Origin of the sequence: Pseudomonas sp. NPDC077649 (assembly GCF_044542855.1) — a bacterium.
GTDB lineage: Bacteria > Pseudomonadota > Gammaproteobacteria > Pseudomonadales > Pseudomonadaceae > Aquipseudomonas.
On sequence record NZ_JBITVF010000012.1, the window covers coordinates 44,408 to 64,953 of the forward strand.

Consider the following 20,546-nt stretch of genomic DNA (forward strand, 5'->3'; position numbering starts at 1 on the left):
GGCATGAGCCGGCGAATACTCGATATTGAAGTGTTGCGTGGGATCGCAGTCCTACTTGTGGTCATTCATCATGCGCATTTCAATCTCTACAGTTGGACAAACCCAACCCTGGAGCTGTTTTTCACCTACTTTGGTGGCGCCATTGGGGTAGATCTTTTTTTTGCCATTTCGGGTTTCGTGATTGCGCGGGACCTGCTGCCCCGACTTGAGCAGGCGGCTGGCGATAACCGAGCACGAGTTGTGCTGGCGTTTTGGGTCAAGCGTGCCTGGCGTTTGTGGCCATCGGCCTGGCTGTGGTTGATGGTGCCGCTGTTGCTGGCGCTACTGCTTAACGACAGTCGAGCCTTTGGTGGCGTAAGGGCCAATATTGAGGCCACTATGGCCGGATTGGCGCATGTGGCGAACTTTCGTCTGGCCGATGCATGGGGACGCCAAGAATACGGTGCCACAGCTGTTTACTGGAGTCTTTCGCTGGAAGAACAGTTCTATTTTCTGCTTCCGCTCCTGGCGTTATGCCTGCGCAAGTACCTGGTCTGGGGTGTCTGTGTCATTGCGCTGATGCAGCTCATCAGTCCGCGCGACACAATGTTTGCGGTGATCTTCAGGACCGACGCGCTGTGCTTGGGCGTTCTACTGGCCCTGATCAGCCGTACGCGTGCCTATGAACTGGCGCGACCGCACTTTCTCGCCAGCCGCCTGGCCAGCACCCTGAGCGTGTTGCTTTTGCTGACATTGCTGCTGACATTCGGGTCGCACCATCTCAACGTTGCGCCCTATCGCCTAAGTGTGGTTGCCGTGCTAGCGGCGCTGCTGGTGTTTGTGGCCAGCCATGATGGCAACCTCCTGTTCTATAAACAGGACTGGATACGTCGGCCATTGGTCTGGGTGGGAGAGCGATCCTACGCGATGTACCTGATCCACATGCCCTGCTTCTACCTGGTGCGCGAGCTCTGGCACCGCCACAGTGGTGGCGAGTTGCCGACTCAAGACGCGTTTATGCTGTTCACCTGCTCTGCCGTGCTAATGGTGTTAATTCTGAGCGACCTGAATTACCGCTTTATCGAACTGCCCTTACGCCGTCGAGGTGCCCGCGTTGCCCTGAATATGTTGAATAAGGAGCCCATGCAGGCCCCTACGGTAAGTGCAACCGATGCGCCACTCGCTAACCGTTAGGAGCCGACATGGCATTCATCTCCTATGCACAGAATTTTGAAGACGTCACTCTCTGGCGTGCACTGAGGCTATTCGGGCCGGGCCATTATATTGACGTGGGCGCCAATCACCCCACGCACGACTCGGTGACGCGAGCCTTTTATGAGCGGGGCTGGCGTGGGGTCAATATTGAACCGGTTGAGCACTATCACGAAGCCTTGTGTGCCGAGCGACCAGGGGATGTCAATCTCTGTGTGGCTGTAGGCCCGGCGGCCGGCGAGCTAACCTTTTACGAGAATTGTGACAGCGGGCTCTCCACGCCAAGTGAGGCGATGCGCGAAATGCAGGAGAGCGCGGGCATTCAGTTCGTACCACGCACAGTGCGGGCAATGCGGTTGGACGCTATTTGTCAGGATTATTTGCCGACGGATAAGCCATTTCATTTCCTCAAGATCGATGTCGAGGGCTTCGAGTTGCAGGTGCTGCAGAGCATGGACTTTTCTCGGTGGCGCCCTTGGATCGTTGTATTGGAGTGTCCGTTTGACAAGCAACCGGACTGGGAGGAGTTGATGATCGCAGCCGGTTATCAGCATGCCTATGGCGACGGTATCAATCGTTATTGGGTGGCCAGCGAGCGCGATCACCTGTTGCCGGCGTTCTCCTTGCCACCCAATATCTTGGACGAATTTAAGCTGTGTCCAGGGCATGTGCTGGCGAGTGAAGGGCCGGAGGTACAGGCGTTACGCGATGCCTTGATGCAAGCCCAGCAACAACTGCAAACGCTGCAGGGTAGTCGCTCATGGCGGTTAATCCGGCGCCTGGCTCGGCTGAAAGCTACCCTAGGCGGGTTTCTATGATAGGAGGAGAGTCAGGCATGGCTGGTTCGCTGCTGGTTACGGGGCTGAGCGGTTTTGTTGGAAGGCATGTGCAGGCGCAGCTTCCGTCTACCTGGCAATTACTGCAGACGCCTCAGCTGAATGTGCTCGACAGCGCCTCCCTCAACGATGCCTTGGTTCAGGGCTGCCCGGATGCAGTCATTCACCTCGCTGGCCAGACGTTTGTCCCGGAATCATTCCGTGACCCGCAGGCCACGCTCCAGGTCAATCTTCTGGGTACCCTGAATGTATTACAGGCGCTGAAGCGTCACGGCTTCAATGGCAGTTTCCTGTACGTCAGTTCCGGTGATGTGTATGGTCGTGTCGATGATCAGGCGTTACCGATCAGTGAGCTGCAATCGCCGCAGCCGCGTAACCCCTATGCGGTGAGCAAGGTGGCTGCGGAACTTCTGTGTCAGCAATGGAGTTATGCCGAGCCTTGGCGAATTATGGTTGCACGCCCCTTCAATCATGTCGGCCCCGGGCAGCGAACAGATTTTGTCGTTGCGGACATGGCCAGGCAGTTGGTGCGTGTGAAAAAAGGACTGCAAGCGCCTCGTCTTGAGGTCGGGGATGTGGAGGTCACGCGGGACTTTCTGGATGTACGAGACGTTGTCTCGGCGTATTTCAGCCTGCTCGAGAGTGGCAAAGGTGGTGAGATTTACAATGTGTGCTCCGGTCGAGAGCGATGTGTTCGGGACTTGATCGAACAGATGGTGCAATTGGCCGGTGTAGAGGTTGATCTGATTCAGAACCCTGTCCGATTTAGGCTGGCTGAACAACGCCGGGTTGTTGGGTGTGCTGAAAAACTCCTGAGAGATACTGCATGGGCACCGGTAATCCCCATAAAACAAACTCTGCAAGACGTATTGGATGAATTCCAGGCGCAGTTGTAGAGAGCAGCTGGCTGTAAAAGGGGCAGGCATGTGTAGGGCACTATCGCCTGATGGTTAGGCATTGATGGGTGCGCTGATTGCCCGCTGTGAAGGGCATCTGCTAGACAAATAAAGATTCGGGCTAGATATGATCCTGGCGTGTTGAGTGGCGAGACAAGAAATGACAAAAAACGCTTTGCTTACAGGTATTACCGGCCAGGATGGCGCCTATCTCGCCAAGCTGCTGCTGGAAAAAGGCTATCGGGTCCATGGTCTGGTGGCCCGGCGCAGTACCGACACACGTTGGCGTCTGCGTGAGTTGGGTATCGAGCGGGAGATCAATTACCTGGACGGGGATCTGGCCGACGCCTGCTCCGTGCAGCGTGCACTGCTCAAGGCCGGCCCGGACGAGGTGTACAACCTCGGCGCGCAAAGTTTCGTCGGCTCGTCCTGGGACCAGCCGGTCACGACCGGCATCGTCGACGGTCTGGGCGTCACCCATATGCTCGAGGCCATTCGCCAGTTCAGCCCGCAGAGTCGTTTCTACCAGGCCTCGACCAGCGAGATGTTCGGCCTGATCCAGGCCGAGCGGCAGGACGAGAGCACGCCGTTCTATCCACGCAGTCCCTACGGCGTGGCCAAGCTCTATGGCCACTGGATCACCGTGAACTACCGCGAGAGCTTCGGCCTGCATGCTTCCAGCGGCATCCTGTTCAACCACGAGTCGCCGCTGCGCGGTATCGAGTTCGTCACCCGCAAGGTCACCGACGCGGTGGCGCGGATCAAGCTCGGCAAGCAGCGCGAGTTACGCCTGGGCAACATCGATGCCAAGCGTGACTGGGGCTTTGCCGGCGATTATGTCGAAGCCATGTGGCTGATGCTGCAGCAGGAGCAGGCCGACGACTATGTGGTGGCCACGGGGGTGACCACCACGGTGCGTGATATGTGCCGCATCGCCTTCGAGTATGTCGAGCTGAACTATGAGGATCATGTGGTGATCGATCCGGCGTTCTTCCGTCCGGCCGAGGTCGAGGTACTGCTCGGCAATCCGGGCAAGGCCGAGCGGATGCTCGGCTGGACGCCGAAGACCAGCCTGGAAAGCCTGATCCGCATGATGGTGGATGCCGATCTCGTTCGCGTAGCCAAGGAGTAGGCCGATGTTGTTTCCCGTGATTCTGTCCGGCGGCGCCGGTACCCGTTTATGGCCGGTTTCCCGCGAAGGCCATCCCAAGCCGTTCATGGCCCTGCCGGACGGCGAGTCGCTGCTGCTCAAGACCTATCGCCGGGCGGGCGCCTTGCTGGCCGACGGCGGCGAGATCGTCACGGTGACCAACCGCGATTACTACTTCCAGAGCAAGGACGAGTTCGCCGCGGCCAGGCTGCCGCAGCGGCGCGCCCGTTACCTGCTCGAGCCGCTGGGGCGCAATACCGCGCCGGCGATTGCCGCGGCCGCGCTGGCGCTGCGCGAACGGCATGGCGACCAGGCGATCATGGTGGTGATGCCGGCCGATCATCTGATTCGCGACAGCGAGGCGTTCGTTGCCGCGGCCAGGCAGGCGGCGACTCTGGCGCAGGATGGCTACCTGGTGACCTTCGGCATCCGCCCGACTCGTGCGGAAACCGGTTTCGGCTATATCGAGGCGGGCGACGCGCTGGGCGGCGATGGCGCCGCCCGGGTCGTGCGTTTCGTCGAGAAGCCGGATCGCCAGACGGCCGAGCATTACCTGGCCAGCGGCCGCTTCCTGTGGAACTCCGGCATGTTCTGCTTCAGCGTCGGCAGCCTGCTCCGCGAGCTCGCCGAACAGGCACCGCAGTTGCTCGAACAGGTCGCCGCCTGCGTCGCCGCCAGCCCGGCGCTGCAACAGGGCGAACTGGCGCAGCAGGAGCTGAACGCCGAGCTGTTTGCCGAGCTGCCGGATATTTCCATCGACTACGCACTGATGGAGCGTTCGGACAGGGTGGCGGTGGTGCCGGCGGCTTTCGACTGGAGCGATATCGGCTCCTGGAACGCCCTGAGCGAGCTGGTCGAGGCGGATGCGCAGAACAATCGCGCGGCCGCCGATGCGCTGTTCATCGACAGCCGCAACAACTTCGTGCAGAGCGAGGCGCGTCTGGTGGCGGCGGTCGGGGTCGACGACCTGATCGTGATCGATACCGCGGATGCCTTGCTGATCGCCCACGCCGAGCGCGCGCAGGACGTGCGCCAGGTGGTCAAGCAGTTGAAGGCCAGCGAGCATGACGCTTATCGCCTGCACCGCACGGTGAGCCGTCCCTGGGGCACCTACACGGTGCTCGAGGAGGGCCCGCGCTTCAAGATCAAGCGCATCGTGGTCAAGCCGGGCGCGGCGCTGTCGCTGCAGATGCATCACCACCGTAGCGAGCACTGGGTGGTGGTGCAGGGTATGGCGCGAGTGGTCAATGGCGGCGAGCCGCGGCTGGTCAGCGCCAACGAATCGACCTTCATCCCCGCTGGACACAAGCACCGCCTGGAGAACCCCGGGGTGATCGATCTGGTGATGATCGAAGTGCAGAGCGGCGAGTACCTGGGGGAGGACGATATCGTCCGCTTCGAGGATCAGTACGGCAGGGCTCCTGTCTGACGATGTGAGGGGGGGGCACCTCGCGGCTCCCAAGTTGAGAACATTGGGGCTCGTACGTAGAAGGGCTTGGCTCCGCTGTTTAAAGGTGTTGATCGCTGGGTGTGGGTAGGCGGAAGGTCATGGTGCGTAACGTGGGTTTGAAATCCGGGCTGTCACTGGCCTGGATGCTGGCCAAGCAAGATATAAAAAATCGCTATGCGAGCTCCTATGCCGGTATCGCTTGGAGCATTGGCGTACCGCTGTTGTATGCGGTGATCAATGTCGTGGTGTTTTCCATTTTGATGAATGGGCGTATGGGAGTGCGCTACGGGGATATCCCATTTGCGCTGTTCTATTTTCTGCCGTTTTCCCTGTGGATATTTTTCTCCGACATGGTGAATCGCAGCACAATGGTGCTGCGGGAGTACGGTTATCTGATCAACAAGATTGCGTTCCCTTTTTGGGTGCTGCCGTTGGTACCAATGCTATCTGCCTTGATCAGCCAGGCGATCATTCTGGTAATTGTGGCAGGGCTAATGATGTACAAGGGTATCCCTATGGCTGATACCGCGTACATCTATGTGTTGGCGTGGGGAGCCTGTTTGATATTGTCGTTAGGGCTCGCTTACGGAATTTCGGCGTTGGCGATGTACATCCCTGACCTTGCGCAGATCATTCCGGTGGTGGTCAATATCCTCTTTTGGCTGACACCAATTTTGTATCCAGCCACGTTGGTTGAAGATCATGGTCCGCTGTGGGTGCGTGGAATAATCATGGACTACAACCCTTTCTATTACCTAGTCGAGATCTCCCGGCACGCGGTCTATGGCACGGGGGAGATTATGTGGGGGGCGCTGCTTAAGGTGTCTGTTCTTTCTCTGGTGATCCTGGCGTGCGGTGTCGCGATATTCCGCAAGCTGAAATCTGCTTTTGCCGATGTGATTTGACGGGGCTGTGTGGGCGTGACAAATCGTACGAATTCCAGCCCGATCATCGAGCTGAGCAACGTTTCAAAGATCTACCAGACCTACAGCAGTCCGCAGCATCGGCTGATCGAGCTGCTCACAGGTGGACGCAGGCGCTATGCCCATGAGGTCAGAGCGCTTGATGATGTGTCATTGACGCTGGAGCGCGGCAGTCGCCTGGGCATTGTAGGGGAAAATGGCAGCGGCAAGAGCACGTTGCTCAAGATCCTAGCCGGTGTGCTGACTCCGAGCTCCGGTAGCGTGAGGGTTGAGGGACGAATTTCCGCGCTACTGGAACTTGGCGCAGGATTTAACCCTGAGCTGCCTGGGCGTGAGAACATCCGGCAGTTTTGTATGTTGCATGGGATGAGTCGTGCTCAGACCGATGAGGCGGTGCCTCATATTATTCAGTTCAGCGAGTTGCGTGATGCTGTGGATCACCCGGTCAAGACCTATAGCAGCGGGATGGCGATGCGCCTGGGGTTCGCATGTGCGGTATACGTAGAGCCGGATATCCTCATTGTCGATGAGGCGCTGAGCGTTGGTGACGCTTATTTTCAAAACAAGTGTCTGCACAAGATCAAGTCGTTGCTCGATTTGGGTACCACCTTCATTTACGTAACCCATGCGGCAGATTCCATTCGATCGCTATGTCAGCAGGGCATCTGGATGAACAAGGGGCATGTGCGTATGTGCGGCGCCTCGGCGGCGGTGGGTGCCGAGTACCAGAAAGAAGTGTTCCGGCGCATGGTGCAGTCGGGTCTGGTCGATCAGCCCGACAAGGTGCGGGCAAGCACTGCAACGGTTGCAAGTCGAGGTGAGGCGCTAAGTGCACGTCAGGCTGCTTTTGCTGAGCGGGTTGCCCCGTTGCGTACGGGCAGTGGTGAGGCACACATCCTCGACATCGTGTTGCGTGATGAGCATGGCGTGGAGTCTGATCGTGTTGGCTTCAACCGCCCATGCAAGGTGGAGGTGGTCTATCGTGCCCAACAGCCGCTGCCGCCTGACTACGGCATCACTTTGGGGATTGCCGATAGCAGCGGAAGGCAGATTATGCATTTCAATTCGGCGCAGGAAGGTATTTACCTGTCTAGCGACGGGCTGCAAGCGCCCCAGGTCATCGAATTCGAATTCACCAGCCCTCTGTGTCCAGGTGAGTACGGGTTGATGGCGGGTATCGCCGTATGTACCCCCAATCCAGTGAACAAGGGGCAACTGATGTTGGGTAAGGTTGTGGACTATTGCGTTGGGGGCGCACGTTATGCAGTGCTCTATCCAGACGGTGAACAGGTGTACAACCTGTGGGGCTTGGCATACGCGCCCTGTAGAATTTCAGCCGCGACATTGGGATAAATATAAGGGAACGACTCGTAAGTGGTTGACTTAGCGGACAATCGGTCGCGTTGTGAGAACCCTGTAGGGGGGACTAGATGAAGTGGCCAAATTGGTTGCGTCGACGCGTGGCGCCGGACTATCGGCTTGTTCGGGCGCGTGCTTTGGACTTACCGCCGTTTGACTTTGCAATTCACGCTATTGGTGATGAGTGCATTTCGCGCAATCTGGCCCGGGATGGTATTTGGGAGCCGTTCGAAACTACGGTATTTGGGCGCCTTTGCCAGTCCGGTGATCGGGTGCTGGATTTGGGGGCCAATATAGGCTGGTACAGCGTGCTGGCGGCCAAACTGGTGGGCTCCAATGGCATGGTAACCGCGTTTGAGCCGGATGCCGCGAATGTTGAACTGTTGCGCCGCAACGTTTCTATGGTCGATTGCCATGGTGTCGTGCAGGTCAATCATTGCGCGGTAAGTGATCTTCATGGCCAGATGTCGTTGTATCGTTCTGGCAACAATCTTGGCGATCACCGACTGTTTAGTGATGGCAGCGCACGTGAGGTCGCCACAGTGCCGGTCACCACGCTCGATGCTTATTACGCTGATACACGTACGTCGTTGCCGAATATTATCAAGTCCGACACACAAGGCTCGGAGGCGCGCATTCTGCGCGGAGCAGCGCAGCTGCTGGCAAGCGGTTGGCGGCCACTGATGATTATTGAATTCTGGCCATTCGGTCTGACTCGTTCGGGCGATGATCCCATGGCGCTTGCATGTCAACTGCAGGCGCTAGGTTATCGCCTGTATGAGGTGTCCGAACACACTCCAAGGCTGCGCAATTTGCAGCCTGAGGCATTAGAGCGGCGTATGAGTGAGGATATATCCCCACAGAGTTGGGGCTTCTTGAATCTACTGTGTGTAGCGGAAGGTTGCACGCGTATGAACGACCTAGTGGATCTGATCGGTTGAGCAATAGCCAACGGGAGTATTGAAGGCATATGCGCCTGCTAATTGAATGTACTTACGTCTTTGAACACCCGGATTTGAATTCGGGGATTCAGCGAGTGGTGCGTAATGTCATAAGTGAGCTGCAACGTGCGAACGCCGGCTGTGAGTGTATTCCGGTGATCATGCAGGAGGGCCAGCTCAAGCGCGTTATTTCTCTACTTCCGCCCGCCTCACGGCCACTGTCCTGGCAGCGCAAGTGGGCGCAGAGGCTTGACCGGTTGAGACTGCGTTATTGGGGAGCGTACTCAGCGTTAATCAATCGTGCACCTGTGTTGGCCAGCACTGCACTGCGCTGGCCGTTTTTTACCTTCTGCCGGGTACTCAACCTCTCGATCACGGTACCGTTGCGAGCTTTTCTTTGGTTGGATCGACGCAATGTGGCTGCCTTGCAACGTAGCGAGCCGATGGATATCGCTGAGGGGGACGTTTTCCTGCTGCTCGATTCCTCCTGGCATCTGGACTTCTACGATCTGGCTGAGCGTCTCAAGGCGCGGGGTGCCAGCATCATTAGCGTGGTCTATGACCTGATACCGCTGATGCAACCACAATTTTGCGATGCGGGTTTGACTCGGGTGTTTGAACGATGGTTTGACTGGGTTGCGAAAACTGCCGACGGGTTTTTGTGTATTTCCCGTACTGTTGAGGATGATGTGCGGCATGCAGTTGCAGCACGCCTGGGGCAGGAGTTAGCCGATTCACGACAGTTTGAACATTTCTATCTGGGCTCGGAGCTTGATCTGACCCAGCGCGATCCTGAGCTGGATTCTGAGATCGAAACGGTGTTCGTATCGAATGAACCGGTTTATCTGATGGTCAGCACCATTGAACCCAGGAAGAATCATGCTTATTTGTTGGATGCTTTTGAGCGGATATGGGCTCGGGGAATAAAGGCGCGCTTGTGTATCATTGGCAAGGTGGGATGGAAAAGTGAGGAGTTGATCGGGCGTATACAGAGGCATCCGCAACTCAGCCGCCAGTTGTTTGTATTCAACCAGCTTAATGATTCGGGACTGGAGTACGCCTACGCTCGAGCTAGTGCGTTGGTGTTCCCCTCGCATGCGGAGGGCTTTGGGCTACCCATGGTTGAAGCCATGCAGCGCGGTGTGCCGGCCATGGTCAGTGATATTCCCGTCTTCCGAGAAATCGGCGGTGACTTTGCCGCGTACTTTGATCTGGGCGACCCTGAGGCATTGGCCAAATTGGTTGAGGGGCATATCAACAGTGGCGTCTTCCCTGCCGGTAAATCGCTAGCTGACTGGCGGTGGATTGGTTGGCGCGAGGCCAGTCTGCAATTACTCGACAGAACGTTAAGCATTGCCGGACGAATTGAGCAGGCTGATGAGAAACCCGCTCTCCGTCGCGCTTAACGCCACTATCCTGCGGGCACCGCGTACTGGTATTGGTCAGTACGTTGCGTCGTTGGCCTCGGCATTGGCTGCGCAGCAACTTGTCCAGCCACAGCTGTTTACTGGTCTAGGCTGGCAGCAATCCGTGCCTGAAGCGGCGATGCCCGGCTATTCGCAATTGAGTCGTTTGGTCAAATCGGTCGTGCCCAAGGCCTATCAGGTGCGACGTGCTGTGGAACAGAGGCTTTTCACTCAGGGGGTTGAACGCCTGCAGCCAGCGCTGTATCACGAGCCCAGCTTGTGGCCATTCGAGTTCGAGGGCCCGATGCTGATGACCCTGCACGACCTGACCCATGTCCACTATCCGCAGACGCAGCCGGCAGATCGTCTGGCCGAAATCGCCAGGTGCGTCGAGCCCGCGTTGGACCGGGCGCGGGTCATCCTCACCGACTCGCAGTTCGTTGCCGACGAGCTGCAGCGGCATTACGGCGTGGCGCGCGAGCGCCTCAAGGTGGCCCCGCTGGGTTATGCCCAGCGCTTTCATCCGCGACCGCTGGCCGATCTGGGCCGGGTAACGGCGCCGCTGGGCGTGACGCCGGGCTCCTACCTGCTCTGCGTCGGCACCCTCGAACCACGCAAGAACCTGGCGCTGGCGCTGCGCGCCTACGCGCTGCTGCCCGAGGCGGTGCGCCGGCGCTACCCGCTGCTGATCGCCGGCATGGCCGGCTGGCGTCGAGACGACTTTGCCGCCGAACTGCAGGCGGCCCTGGCCAGCGGGCAGGTGCGCCTGCTCGGCTACCTGGACGACGAGCGCCTGGCCGAGTTGCTGGCGGGAGCACGCATGCTGTTGTTCCCCTCGCTCTATGAGGGGTTCGGCCTGCCCGTGCTGGAGGCGATGGCCAGCGGTGTGCCGGTGCTGCTGTCGCCAAGCTCGGCACTGCCGGAGGTGGCAGGGAAGGCTGGAACCTATGTCGAGGCCGGCGACCCCGAAGGCTGGTGCCGTGCCATCCTGCGCCTGATCGAGGATCAGGCCGAATGGCAGGCGCGCCGGGTGGCGGGCCTAGAGCAAGCGCAGGGCTTCTCCTGGAAGCGTTGTGCAGGTATTACCGCTGCCGCCTATCGGCAGGCGTTGGAGCACTGAATGCGCGTTCTGCACTTGTTCAAGACCTACCTGCCGGAAACCGTCGGCGGCATCGAGCAGGTTATTTTCCAGATCTGCCAGAGCGGGATTGCCCATGGCATCCAGGGCGAGGTGCTGACCCTCAGCGCCGAAGACGGGCCGTCCGAGCTGATGGTGGCGGAACATCGTGTGCACCGGGCCAAGCTCGATCTGCAGCTGGCCTCGACGGGCTTTTCCTACAGCGTCCTGGCGCGACTGAAGGCATTGGCGGCCGAGGTGGACCTGATCAACTACCACTTTCCCTGGCCGTTCATGGACCTGCTGCACTTCGCTGCGCGTATCGACAAGCCGACGGTGGTGACCTACCACTCCGACATCATTCGCCAGAAATACCTGCTCAAGCTCTATCGGCCGCTGATGAACCGTTTTCTCAGCAGCACCGACCGTATTGTCGCGGCTTCGCCGAACTACCTGGAGACCAGCGAGGTCCTCAAGCGGTATCGGCACAAGACCTCGATCATCCCCTATGGTCTGGACAAGACCACCTACCCGGTGCCTTCGGCGAGCGTTCTGGATGCTTGGCGGCAGCGTTTCGGTCCGCGCTTCTTCCTGTTCGTCGGGGTCATGCGCTATTACAAGGGGCTGCACATTCTCCTGAATGCCGCCCAGGGGACGGGCTACCCCATAGTGATAGTCGGGGCCGGGCCGCTCGAGCTGGAGTTGCGTGCTCAGGCCCAGGCGCTGGGGCTGGCGCACGTGCATTTTGCCGGGCGTCTCGGCGAAGAAGACAAGGCGGCGCTGCTGCAGCTGTGCAGCGCGATCGTGTTCCCGTCGCATCTGCGCTCCGAAGCCTTCGGCATCTCCCTACTGGAGGGTGCCATGTACGGCAAGCCGATGATCTCCAGCGAGATAGGTACCGGTACCAGTTATATCAATGTCCACGGCGAAACGGGGCTGGTGGTGCCGCCCAGCGATCCGCAGGCGTTTCGCCAGGCCATGCGTACACTCTGGGACAATCCCGAACTGGCGCTGCAGATGGGGCTCAAGGCCAAGCAGCGTTATGAGCAGCTGTTTACCGCACAGCGCATGGGGCTGCAGACGGCGCAGCTGTATCGCGAACTGCTCGAGAGCAAATCACAGCACTGAAGATGAGGAACGGACTGTTCCGCGACAATTGCTCTGTTGCGCTTGAGCCTGTGCGCAACTGTGCTGCTAAGCGCCGCGGCTGCTCGGCCCAGATAAAACGAAAGCCCCATCGCAGCAGAGACGATGGAGCCTTCAGAAGAGCCCAACTTGGAGGGAGCTAAATCGGTGAATCAGCGCCAGAACGGCTTGCTCAGCTCGGCGTAACGCTGGTTTTCGCTGATGCCGGCGTCGGCCAGCAGGCGGGCATCCAGTCGAGCCAGTTGACGGCGGCTGACGATGCGGCGCTGCCACAGGCTGAGGGTGGCGATCAGGCGCAGCGGCCAGGAAGCCTGGTGGCTGGCGGTACTGTGTTGGTGAAACAGGTCGGAACTGAGGGTACGTTCCATGGTGGTCATCCTTCCGCTTGTGGCGGCGCTGGTGTTTGCTTTCGATGGGCAAATTATCCCGAGCGGGGCGACGACTCAGTAGTCACAGCTGGATTAAATTGTTGTGCTATTAGATAGGTTGCTTTGTAACTGTTGCGCCTGAAACAGCGCTAACTGTACTGGTAATAAGTGAAATGGCTGGGTGCAACCGGTCAATACGAGAAAATCGCCTGCATGAGGCCTCGATTGCAGTGGCTATCAAGCGGTACAGTTTTAAATTGATCCGCTATGACGGCTGACCTGAAGTTCAGCTTTTTCCTGTCTCCCGGGCACAAAAAACCCGGCGCAAGGCCGGGTTTCCTGTCTGACTGGTCAGGGCTTAGTCCACGGCCTTGACCATGTCCTCGATGACCTTCTTGGCGTCGCCGAAGACCATCATGGTCTTGTCCATGTAGAACAGTTCGTTGTCCAGGCCGGCATAGCCGCTGGCCATCGAGCGCTTGTTGACGATCACGGTCTTGGCCTTGTAGGCCTCGAGGATCGGCATGCCGGCGATCGGTGACTTCGGATCGTTCTTCGCCGCCGGGTTGACCACGTCGTTGGCGCCGAGCACCAGCACCACGTCGGTCTGGCCGAACTCGGAGTTGATGTCCTCCATCTCGAACACCTGCTCGTAGGGCACTTCGGCCTCGGCCAGCAGCACGTTCATGTGGCCCGGCATACGCCCGGCCACCGGGTGGATCGCGTACTTCACGGTCACGCCGCGGTGGGTCAGCTTCTCTGCCAGTTCCATCAGCGCGTGCTGGGCACGGGCCACGGCCAGCCCGTAACCGGGCACGATGACCACGGTGTCGGCGTTGGTCAGCAGGAAGGCGGCGTCGTCGCTTGATCCCGACTTCACGTTGCGTTCCTGCTGCGCGCCACCGGCGGCGCCGGCGTCGGCATCGGCGCCGAAGCCGCCGAGGATGACGTTGAAGAACGAGCGGTTCATCGCCTTGCACATGATGTACGAGAGGATGGCACCGGACGAACCGACCAGGGAGCCGGCCACGATCAGCATCGAGTTGTTCAGCGAGAAGCCGATACCGGCCGCCGCCCAGCCCGAGTAGCTGTTGAGCATCGACACCACCACCGGCATGTCGGCACCGCCGATCGGGATGATGATCAGCACGCCGATGACGAAGGCCAGCGCCACCAGCACGGCGAAGGCGGTGATGTCGCCGGTGAAGGTGTAGAACAGGCCCAGGCCCATGATGGCCAGGCCGACCAGCAGGTTGACCTGGTGCTGGCCCTTGAACACCACCGGGGCGCCCTGGAACAGGCGGAACTTGTACTTGCCCGACAGCTTGCCGAAGGCGATCACCGAACCGGAGAAGGTGATGGCGCCGATGGCCGCGCCGAGGAACAGCTCCAGGCGGTTGCCGGCCGGAATCGCGTCGCCCAGGGCCGCGACTATGCCCAGCGACTGCGGCTCGACGACCGCGGCGATGGCGATAAATACCGCGGCCAGGCCGATCATGCTGTGCATGAAGGCGACCAGCTCGGGCATCTTGGTCATCTCGACGCGCTTGGCCATGATGGTGCCGACGCTACCACCGACCAGCAGGCCGACGATGACGAAGCCCAGGCCCTGCACGGCCAGTTCGCTGCCGAGCTTGTGGATCAGGCCGACTGTGGTGACGATGGCGATGGCCATGCCGACCATGCCGAACAGGTTGCCGCGCCGCGACGAAGTCGGGTGCGACAGCCCCTTAAGCGCCTGGATAAAGCAGATCGAGGCGACGAGGTAGAGAACAGTGATCAGGTTCATGCTCATGGTCAGTGCTTCTCCGCCTGCGCTTTCGGCGCCTTCTTCTTGAACATTTCCAGCATGCGTCGGGTCACCAGGAAGCCACCGAACACGTTGACCGCGGCCAGGGCCACGGCCAGGGTGCCCATGGCCTTGCCCAGCGGGGTGACGGTGAGGGCGGCGGCCAGCATGGCGCCGACGATGACGATCGCGGAAATCGCGTTGGTCACGGCCATCAGCGGGGTGTGCAGGGCCGGGGTGACGTTCCACACCACGTGGTAGCCGACGTAGATGGCCAGCACGAAGATGATCAGGTTGTAGATGCCGTCGGAAATCAGATCCATGTCTCTACTCCTTAGCCGTTCTTGCGCACGACTTCGCCGGCATTGCACATCAGGCAGGCCGCGACGATGTCGTCTTCGAGGTTGAGCTGGAACTGGCCTTCCTTGTCGATCACCAGCTTGAGGAAGTCCAGCAGGTTGCGTGCATAGAGGGCGGAGGCGTCCGCCGGCACCAGCGCGGCCAGGTTGGTGTGGCCGACCAGGGTCACGCCGTGCTTGACCACGACCTGGTCGGCCTCGGTCAGCGGGCAGTTGCCGCCCTGCGCCGCGGCCAGGTCGACGACCACCGAGCCCGGCTTCATCTCAGCCACTGTGCTCTCATGGAGCAGTGTCGGCGCCTTACGACCCGGAATGAGGGCAGTCGTGATGACAATATCGGCCTGCTTGGCGCGCTCGTGCACGGCCTTGGCCTGGCGCTCCATCCAGGATTGCGGCATGGGCCGGGCATAGCCGCCGACCCCCTGGGCGCATTCGCGTTCTTCATCGGTCTCGAAGGGCACGTCGACGAACTTGGCGCCGAGCGACTCGATCTGTTCCTTCACCGCCGGACGCACGTCGGAGGCCTCGATCACCGCACCCAGGCGCTTGGCCGTGGCGATGGCCTGCAGGCCGGCGACGCCGGCGCCGAGAATGAGGATACGCGCTGCCTTCACGGTACCGGCGGCGGTCATCAGCATCGGCATGAAGCGCGGGTAATGGTGCGCGGCCAGCAGCACCGCCTTGTAGCCGGCGATATTGGCCTGCGAGCTCAGCACGTCCAGGCTCTGTGCGCGCGAGGTGCGCGGCGCGGCTTCCAGGGCGAAGGCGGTGATGCCGCGGGTGTTCATCCGCGCGATGGTGTCGTTGCAGAACGGGTTGAGCATGCCGACCAGCACGGCGCCGGTCTTCATATGCGCCAGTTCGGCCTCGGTCGGCGCGAGCACTTTCAGCACCAGGTCGGCGCCGAGGGCGGCGGCGTCGTTGCCGATGATCGCGCCGGCGGCGGTATAGGCCGCGTCGGGAATGCTGGCGCTGACGCCGGCACCGGCCTGGACGGTCACCTGGTGGCCTTGGCCGACCAGCTTCTTGACGGTCTCGGGCGTCGCGGCAACCCGCGTCTCCCCGGCGTGGGTTTCGAGAGGAACACCGATGTGCACTTCTAATCTCCTGCGTGATCTTTTGGGTGAACCGGCGTACTGCGCTGGCACGCTGGCGATTGGGGATCAGCACATAACCCGCCAGTTGGCGGCGGGCGCGGCGATTGTGCAATCGAACGCAGACCCTTACAAGAAGTTATGGAGTAAAAAAAATGGATTACTACAAGTAATAGGTCTATGAGAGATTTTTATACCGCGTGCAGGCCGCGCCGCACCTGAGGGGAAGCAGGTTTGCTGGGGCCTGTGCGGTCTGCCGGTCATTCATCGAACGAATGACCGTTGGTCGAATCGACTGAGGTGTAAAAAGCGGCGAACGGAGCGTTCAGAATAGTGGAATGCCCCGAAAGTGCTGGGCGTGACGCGAATCGAGGCTATTGCGGCGTTGTAGTGTGACCGTGGCTGCACTACCTGTCCTTGTTGCGAGCCTTGTCTGCCGTTCTTGTCGCCTTTGTGGGCGGGGCATAAGCGCTGCTGGGGCGTTATCCCTGGCGGTAGGCGCTGGCTTGCAGCAGCAACCAGTCGCGAAATGCCTGGAGCGCTGCCGACTCGGCCTTGCGCTCCGGCACCATCAGGTAATAGGCGCGGTCGTTGTGGGGGGCGGCGCGGTCGAGGGCGACCACCAGGCTGCCATCCCCCAGTTCGCGCTGGATCAGGAAGGGTGGAATCAGCGCGACGCCCATTTCATGGCGCGCGGCCTGGGCGAGCATGGAGAACAGCTCCAGGCGTGGGCCGGTCATGTCGCGGGCCACGCTCAGGCCCTGGGCAGCGAACCACTGGCGCCAGGCATAGGGGCGGGTGGTCTGCTGCAGCAGGGGTAGCGCGGCAATCTGCTCGGCGCTGACCGGCTGCTTGCCCAGCAATGCCGGGCTACATACCGGCAGCAGGTGCTCATGCATCAGGAAGTGCGCCTCGGTGCCCGACCATTCGGCATCGCCGTAGTAGATGGCGGCATCGAAGTGGGTGTCGGCGAACAGGAAGGGGCGGGTGCGGTTGGTCAGGTGTACCGTCACCTCCGGATGCAATTGTTGGAAGGCGCGTAGCCGCGGCAGCAGCCATTGGGTGCCGAAGGTCGGCACCACCGCCAGCTCGATGCTGCTGGTGCCCTGGTTGCCCATCAGCGCCAGGGTGTCGCGCTCCACGGCATCGAGTTGCGCCGCCACCTTGCGGCTATAGGCGACCCCGGCCTCGGTCAGAACCACGCCGCGCCGCGAACGACGGAACAGTTCGACATTGAGAAAACTCTCCAGGCCGCTGATCTGCCGGCAGATGGCGCTCTGGGTCAGGCTGAGCTCGTCGGCGGCCTTGGTGAAACTCTGGTGGCGCGCGGCGGACTCGAAGGCGACCAGGGCGGCGGTGCTGGGGATCTTGCGGCGCATTTATGCCAAAGCCTCACTCATAAGCGATATATCTTGGCGATTAAGCTATCTCGAAGTGAGTAAAAAGCACAGGTCTGTGCGAATTCTGCGTTTGTCCAATCGGCAAGTCAGGCCTAGGATCAATGCCATTCGGGTCGGCTCGGCCGACCGCTCACTTCACCGCTTCGAGGTTTCTCGCAATGGCCAAGGTAAGCTTCAACTGGATCGACCCGCTGCTGCTGGATCAACAGCTCACCGAAGAAGAGCGCATGGTGCAGGGCAGCGCCCGGCAGTTCGCCGCCGACAAGCTGGCCCCGCGCGTGCTGGAGGCCTTCCGGCACGAGCGCACCGACCCGGCGATCTTCCGCGAGATGGGCGAGACCGGCCTGCTCGGCGCCACCATTCCCGAAGCCTATGGCGGCAGCGGCCTGAACTACGTGTGCTACGGCCTGATCGCCCGCGAAGTGGAGCGCATCGACTCCGGTTATCGCTCGATGATGAGCGTGCAGTCCTCCCTGGTGATGGTGCCGATCCATGAGTTCGGCAACGAGGCGACCAAGCAGAAGTACCTGCCGAAGCTGGCCAGCGGTGAATACATCGGCTGCTTCGGCCTGACCGAGCCGAACCATGGTTCCGATCCGGGCTCGATGGTGACTCGCGCCAAGAAGGTCGACGGCGGCTACCGCCTGAGCGGCAGCAAGATGTGGATCACCAACAGCCCGATCGCCGACGTGTTCGTCGTCTGGGCCAAGGACGATGCCGGCGAGATCCGCGGCTTCGTCCTGGAGAAGGGCTGGCAGGGCCTGTCCGCTCCGGCCATCCACGGCAAGGTCGGCCTGCGCGCCTCGATCACCGGCGAGATCGTCATGGACAACGTGTTCTGCCCCGAGGAGAACGCCTTCCCTGAGGTGCGCGGCCTCAAGGGGCCGTTCACCTGCCTCAACTCCGCCCGCTACGGCATCAGCTGGGGCGCCCTGGGCGCGGCCGAGTTCTGCTGGCACACCGCGCGCCAATACGTGCTGGATCGCCAGCAGTTCGGCCGTCCGCTGGCCGCCAACCAGCTGATCCAGAAGAAGTTGGCCGACATGCAGACCGAGATCACCCTGGCCCTGCAGGGCTGCCTGCGCCTGGGGCGGATGAAGGACGAGGGCACCGCGGCGGTGGAAATCACTTCGATCATGAAGCGCAACAGCTGCGGCAAGGCGCTGGATATTGCCCGCCTGGCCCGCGACATGCTGGGCGGCAACGGCATCAGCGACGAGTTCGGCGTTGCCCGTCACCTGGTCAACCTCGAGGTGGTCAACACTTACGAAGGAACCCACGACGTGCATGCGCTGATCCTCGGGCGTGCGCAAACCGGTATTCAGGCGTTCTTCTAATAGTGGGGGTGCGCCATGCGCACCACCGAGTGGTTCATGGTGCGCGTGGCGCACCCTACGGAGAATCGCCATGCCCGACGCCCTGTCCCATATTCGTGTGCTCGACCTGTCCCGCGTACTCGCCGGGCCCTGGGCCGGGCAGATTTTCGGCGACCTCGGTGCCGAGGTGATCAAGGTCGAGCGGCCGGGCTCGGGTGACGACACCCGGCATTGGGGGCCTCCTTATATAAAGGACGCCGAGGGCAATGATTCGCGCGAGGCGGCCTACTTTCAGAGCGCCAACCGCAACAAGCAGTCGCTGACCCTGGATTTCACCCTGCCCGAGGGCCAGCGCCTGATCCGCGAGCTGGTGCCGCAATGCGACGTGCTGTTGGAGAACTTCAAGGTCGGCGGCCTGGCGGCCTATGGTCTCGACTATGAATCGCTGAAGGCGCTCAACCCGCGGCTGATCTACTGCTCCATCACCGGTTTCGGCCAGACCGGCCCTTATGCCAAGCGCGCCGGCTATGACTTCATGATCCAGGGCCTGGGTGGCCTGATGAGCCTGACCGGGCGTCCCGAAGGCGAGGAGGGCGCCGGGCCGATGAAAGTGGGCGTGGCGCTGACCGACATCCTGACCGGCCTCTATGCGACTGTGGGTGTGCTGGCCGCGCTGAATCAGCGCGAGCAGTCCGGCGTCGGTCAGCACATCGATGTGGCGCTGCTCGACGTGCAGGTCGCATGCCTGGCCAACCAGGCGATGAACTACCTGGCGACCGGCGTGGCACCCAAGCGTCTGGGCAACGCCCATCCCAATATCGTGCCCTACCAGGACTTTCCCAGTGCCGATGGCGATTTCATTCTTGCCGTGGGCAACGATGGGCAGTTCCGCAAGTTTTGCGAGGTCGCCGGCCTTCCGGCTTTGGCTGACGATCCGCGTTTTTCCACCAACAAGGCGCGGGTCGCCCATCGCGGTGAACTGATCCCATTGTTACGCCAGGCGACGGTGTTCAAGACCACCGCGCAGTGGATCGAGCTGCTGGAAGCGGCCGGTGTGCCCTGCGGCCCGATCAACGACCTGGCGCAGGTATTCGCCGATCCGCAGGTTCGGGCGCGTGGCCTGCGTCTCGATCTGCCCAATGCCCTGGGCAGCAGCACGCCGCAGGTGGCCAGTCCGCTGCGTTTGTCCGCCACGCCAGTGGCTTATCGCGCGGCTCCGCCGTTGTTGGGGCAGCACACCGAAGCCCTGTTGCAGCGGCTGCTAGGCATGAGCGAAACGCAGGTCGCTGAGTTGCGTGAGGCGGGGGTGATTTAAGCTTGCTGCCCTCTATATAGAAGAGGGAAAAGGGCGCTGATCCGATTTGCGCAATTTTTTGCATATCAGGGGTTTACAGCTCGCTGTGCTCATGTAGAATGCGCGCCTCGCTGAGACGAACCCAGGTTCGACGAAGCGCTAAGTTGTTGAGATAGAAAGAAAATTTCTTCAAAACAGCTTGACGGAGCGAAGAGGTGCTGTAGAATGCGCGCCTCACCGAAGCGGAAGAGATGACGCTTAGGTTGCTCTAAGTTGTTGAGTAGAAAGAAAAAATCTTCGAAAAACAGCTTGACGGAAAGATGGGGTGCTGTAGAATGCGCGCCTCGGTTGAGACGAAAGACTTGACCAACTGTTCTTTAACAACTGAATCAAGCAATTCGTGTGGGTGCTTGTGGGGTAAGACTGGTAGTCGACTGATTATCAGCATCACAAGTAACACTCGTGAATTCGAGAGTTTTTTGCGATTGCTGAGCCAAGTTTAGGGTTTTCT

Annotated in this window: 18 protein-coding genes; 13 read left to right on the forward strand and 5 right to left on the reverse strand. The window is 60.5% G+C overall.

Annotation, left to right across the window (positions count from 1 at the left end; genetic code table 11):
- Positions 1-3: 3 nt before the first annotated feature.
- The 11 genes from ACIGFL_RS23575 (at position 4) to ACIGFL_RS23625 (ending at position 12,397) form a co-directional block, all read left to right on the forward strand.
- Positions 4-1,173, forward strand: a complete 1,170-nt coding sequence (locus ACIGFL_RS23575; RefSeq protein WP_397498760.1) for an acyltransferase family protein — start codon at positions 4-6, stop codon at positions 1,171-1,173.
- Positions 1,174-1,181: 8 nt separating this feature from the next.
- Positions 1,182-2,009 carry an FkbM family methyltransferase gene (locus ACIGFL_RS23580; protein ID WP_397498761.1) on the forward strand — a complete coding sequence of 276 codons (828 nt, stop codon included), beginning with the start codon at positions 1,182-1,184 and terminating at the stop codon, positions 2,007-2,009.
- A gap of 17 nt (positions 2,010-2,026) precedes the next feature.
- Positions 2,027-2,923 carry a GDP-mannose 4,6-dehydratase gene (locus tag ACIGFL_RS23585; protein WP_397498762.1) on the forward strand — a complete coding sequence of 299 codons (897 nt, stop codon included), beginning with the start codon at positions 2,027-2,029 and terminating at the stop codon, positions 2,921-2,923.
- Between the two features lie 160 nt (positions 2,924-3,083).
- Positions 3,084-4,055 (forward strand): GDP-mannose 4,6-dehydratase, encoded by a 972-nt coding sequence (locus ACIGFL_RS23590; protein ID WP_021443457.1) that lies wholly within the window; start codon positions 3,084-3,086, stop codon positions 4,053-4,055.
- Positions 4,056-4,059: 4 nt separating this feature from the next.
- Positions 4,060-5,502, forward strand: a complete 1,443-nt coding sequence (locus ACIGFL_RS23595) for a mannose-1-phosphate guanylyltransferase/mannose-6-phosphate isomerase (protein WP_021443456.1) — start codon at positions 4,060-4,062, stop codon at positions 5,500-5,502.
- 119 nt (positions 5,503-5,621) lie between these two features.
- Entirely contained in the window at positions 5,622-6,428 is an 807-nt protein-coding gene (locus tag ACIGFL_RS23600; protein ID WP_021443455.1) for an ABC transporter permease, read from the forward strand.
- Between the two features lie 15 nt (positions 6,429-6,443).
- On the forward strand, positions 6,444-7,799 hold the full coding sequence (locus ACIGFL_RS23605; protein ID WP_397498763.1) for an ABC transporter ATP-binding protein: 1,356 nt from the start codon (positions 6,444-6,446) through the stop codon (positions 7,797-7,799).
- Positions 7,800-7,876: 77 nt separating this feature from the next.
- A complete protein-coding gene (locus tag ACIGFL_RS23610) occupies positions 7,877-8,746 on the forward strand; it encodes an FkbM family methyltransferase (protein WP_397498764.1) in 870 nt (289 codons plus the stop codon).
- 29 nt (positions 8,747-8,775) lie between these two features.
- Positions 8,776-10,152 carry a glycosyltransferase family 4 protein gene (locus tag ACIGFL_RS23615; RefSeq protein ID WP_397498765.1) on the forward strand — a complete coding sequence of 459 codons (1,377 nt, stop codon included), beginning with the start codon at positions 8,776-8,778 and terminating at the stop codon, positions 10,150-10,152.
- Positions 10,124-11,272 carry a glycosyltransferase family 4 protein gene (locus ACIGFL_RS23620; RefSeq protein ID WP_397498766.1) on the forward strand — a complete coding sequence of 383 codons (1,149 nt, stop codon included), beginning with the start codon at positions 10,124-10,126 and terminating at the stop codon, positions 11,270-11,272. The genes ACIGFL_RS23615 and ACIGFL_RS23620 overlap by 29 nt, the downstream gene beginning before the upstream one ends.
- Positions 11,273-12,397, forward strand: a complete 1,125-nt coding sequence (locus ACIGFL_RS23625) for a glycosyltransferase family 4 protein (protein ID WP_397498767.1) — start codon at positions 11,273-11,275, stop codon at positions 12,395-12,397.
- A 170-nt stretch (positions 12,398-12,567) separates the two neighbouring features.
- On the opposite strand, the gene ACIGFL_RS23630 is transcribed toward ACIGFL_RS23625, so the two are convergent.
- From ACIGFL_RS23630 to ACIGFL_RS23650, 5 genes are all read right to left on the reverse strand, one after another.
- Positions 12,568-12,783, reverse strand: a complete 216-nt coding sequence (locus ACIGFL_RS23630; RefSeq protein ID WP_021443449.1) for a DUF1127 domain-containing protein — start codon at positions 12,781-12,783, stop codon at positions 12,568-12,570.
- A 358-nt stretch (positions 12,784-13,141) separates the two neighbouring features.
- Positions 13,142-14,578 (reverse strand): NAD(P)(+) transhydrogenase (Re/Si-specific) subunit beta, encoded by a 1,437-nt coding sequence (locus ACIGFL_RS23635; RefSeq protein ID WP_397498768.1) that lies wholly within the window; start codon positions 14,576-14,578, stop codon positions 13,142-13,144.
- A gap of 2 nt (positions 14,579-14,580) precedes the next feature.
- Entirely contained in the window at positions 14,581-14,895 is a 315-nt protein-coding gene (locus tag ACIGFL_RS23640) for an NAD(P) transhydrogenase subunit alpha (protein WP_016490057.1), read from the reverse strand.
- A gap of 11 nt (positions 14,896-14,906) precedes the next feature.
- A complete protein-coding gene (locus ACIGFL_RS23645; RefSeq protein ID WP_122109976.1) occupies positions 14,907-16,028 on the reverse strand; it encodes a Re/Si-specific NAD(P)(+) transhydrogenase subunit alpha in 1,122 nt (373 codons plus the stop codon).
- Between the two features lie 479 nt (positions 16,029-16,507).
- Positions 16,508-17,404, reverse strand: a complete 897-nt coding sequence (locus ACIGFL_RS23650) for a LysR substrate-binding domain-containing protein (RefSeq protein WP_397498769.1) — start codon at positions 17,402-17,404, stop codon at positions 16,508-16,510.
- A 179-nt stretch (positions 17,405-17,583) separates the two neighbouring features.
- Between ACIGFL_RS23650 and ACIGFL_RS23655 the strand changes: the two genes are divergently transcribed.
- Together ACIGFL_RS23655 and ACIGFL_RS23660 are read left to right on the forward strand one after the other, a co-directional pair.
- Positions 17,584-18,762, forward strand: coding sequence for an acyl-CoA dehydrogenase (locus ACIGFL_RS23655; RefSeq protein WP_397498770.1), 1,179 nt, complete (start codon positions 17,584-17,586; stop codon positions 18,760-18,762).
- A 70-nt stretch (positions 18,763-18,832) separates the two neighbouring features.
- The gene (locus tag ACIGFL_RS23660; RefSeq protein ID WP_397498771.1) at positions 18,833-20,056 is read left to right on the forward strand and encodes a CaiB/BaiF CoA transferase family protein; all 1,224 of its coding nucleotides are present in this window, start codon (positions 18,833-18,835) and stop codon (positions 20,054-20,056) included.
- The last annotated feature ends 490 nt before the right edge of the window (positions 20,057-20,546 follow it).

Coding starts and splice junctions, on each gene's coding strand:
- ACIGFL_RS23575 (WP_397498760.1), top strand. CDS start 4: ATGAGCCGGCGAATACTCGATATTGAAGTGTTGCGTGGGATCGCAGTC.
- ACIGFL_RS23580 (WP_397498761.1), top strand. CDS start 1,182: ATGGCATTCATCTCCTATGCACAGAATTTTGAAGACGTCACTCTCTGG.
- ACIGFL_RS23585 (WP_397498762.1), top strand. CDS start 2,027: ATGGCTGGTTCGCTGCTGGTTACGGGGCTGAGCGGTTTTGTTGGAAGG.
- ACIGFL_RS23590 (WP_021443457.1), top strand. CDS start 3,084: ATGACAAAAAACGCTTTGCTTACAGGTATTACCGGCCAGGATGGCGCC.
- ACIGFL_RS23595 (WP_021443456.1), top strand. CDS start 4,060: ATGTTGTTTCCCGTGATTCTGTCCGGCGGCGCCGGTACCCGTTTATGG.
- ACIGFL_RS23600 (WP_021443455.1), top strand. CDS start 5,622: ATGGTGCGTAACGTGGGTTTGAAATCCGGGCTGTCACTGGCCTGGATG.
- ACIGFL_RS23610 (WP_397498764.1), top strand. CDS start 7,877: ATGAAGTGGCCAAATTGGTTGCGTCGACGCGTGGCGCCGGACTATCGG.
- ACIGFL_RS23615 (WP_397498765.1), top strand. CDS start 8,776: ATGCGCCTGCTAATTGAATGTACTTACGTCTTTGAACACCCGGATTTG.
- ACIGFL_RS23620 (WP_397498766.1), top strand. CDS start 10,124: ATGAGAAACCCGCTCTCCGTCGCGCTTAACGCCACTATCCTGCGGGCA.
- ACIGFL_RS23625 (WP_397498767.1), top strand. CDS start 11,273: ATGCGCGTTCTGCACTTGTTCAAGACCTACCTGCCGGAAACCGTCGGC.
- ACIGFL_RS23630 (WP_021443449.1), bottom strand. CDS start 12,783: ATGGAACGTACCCTCAGTTCCGACCTGTTTCACCAACACAGTACCGCC.
- ACIGFL_RS23635 (WP_397498768.1), bottom strand. CDS start 14,578: ATGAGCATGAACCTGATCACTGTTCTCTACCTCGTCGCCTCGATCTGC.
- ACIGFL_RS23640 (WP_016490057.1), bottom strand. CDS start 14,895: ATGGATCTGATTTCCGACGGCATCTACAACCTGATCATCTTCGTGCTG.
- ACIGFL_RS23650 (WP_397498769.1), bottom strand. CDS start 17,404: ATGCGCCGCAAGATCCCCAGCACCGCCGCCCTGGTCGCCTTCGAGTCC.
- ACIGFL_RS23655 (WP_397498770.1), top strand. CDS start 17,584: ATGGCCAAGGTAAGCTTCAACTGGATCGACCCGCTGCTGCTGGATCAA.
- ACIGFL_RS23660 (WP_397498771.1), top strand. CDS start 18,833: ATGCCCGACGCCCTGTCCCATATTCGTGTGCTCGACCTGTCCCGCGTA.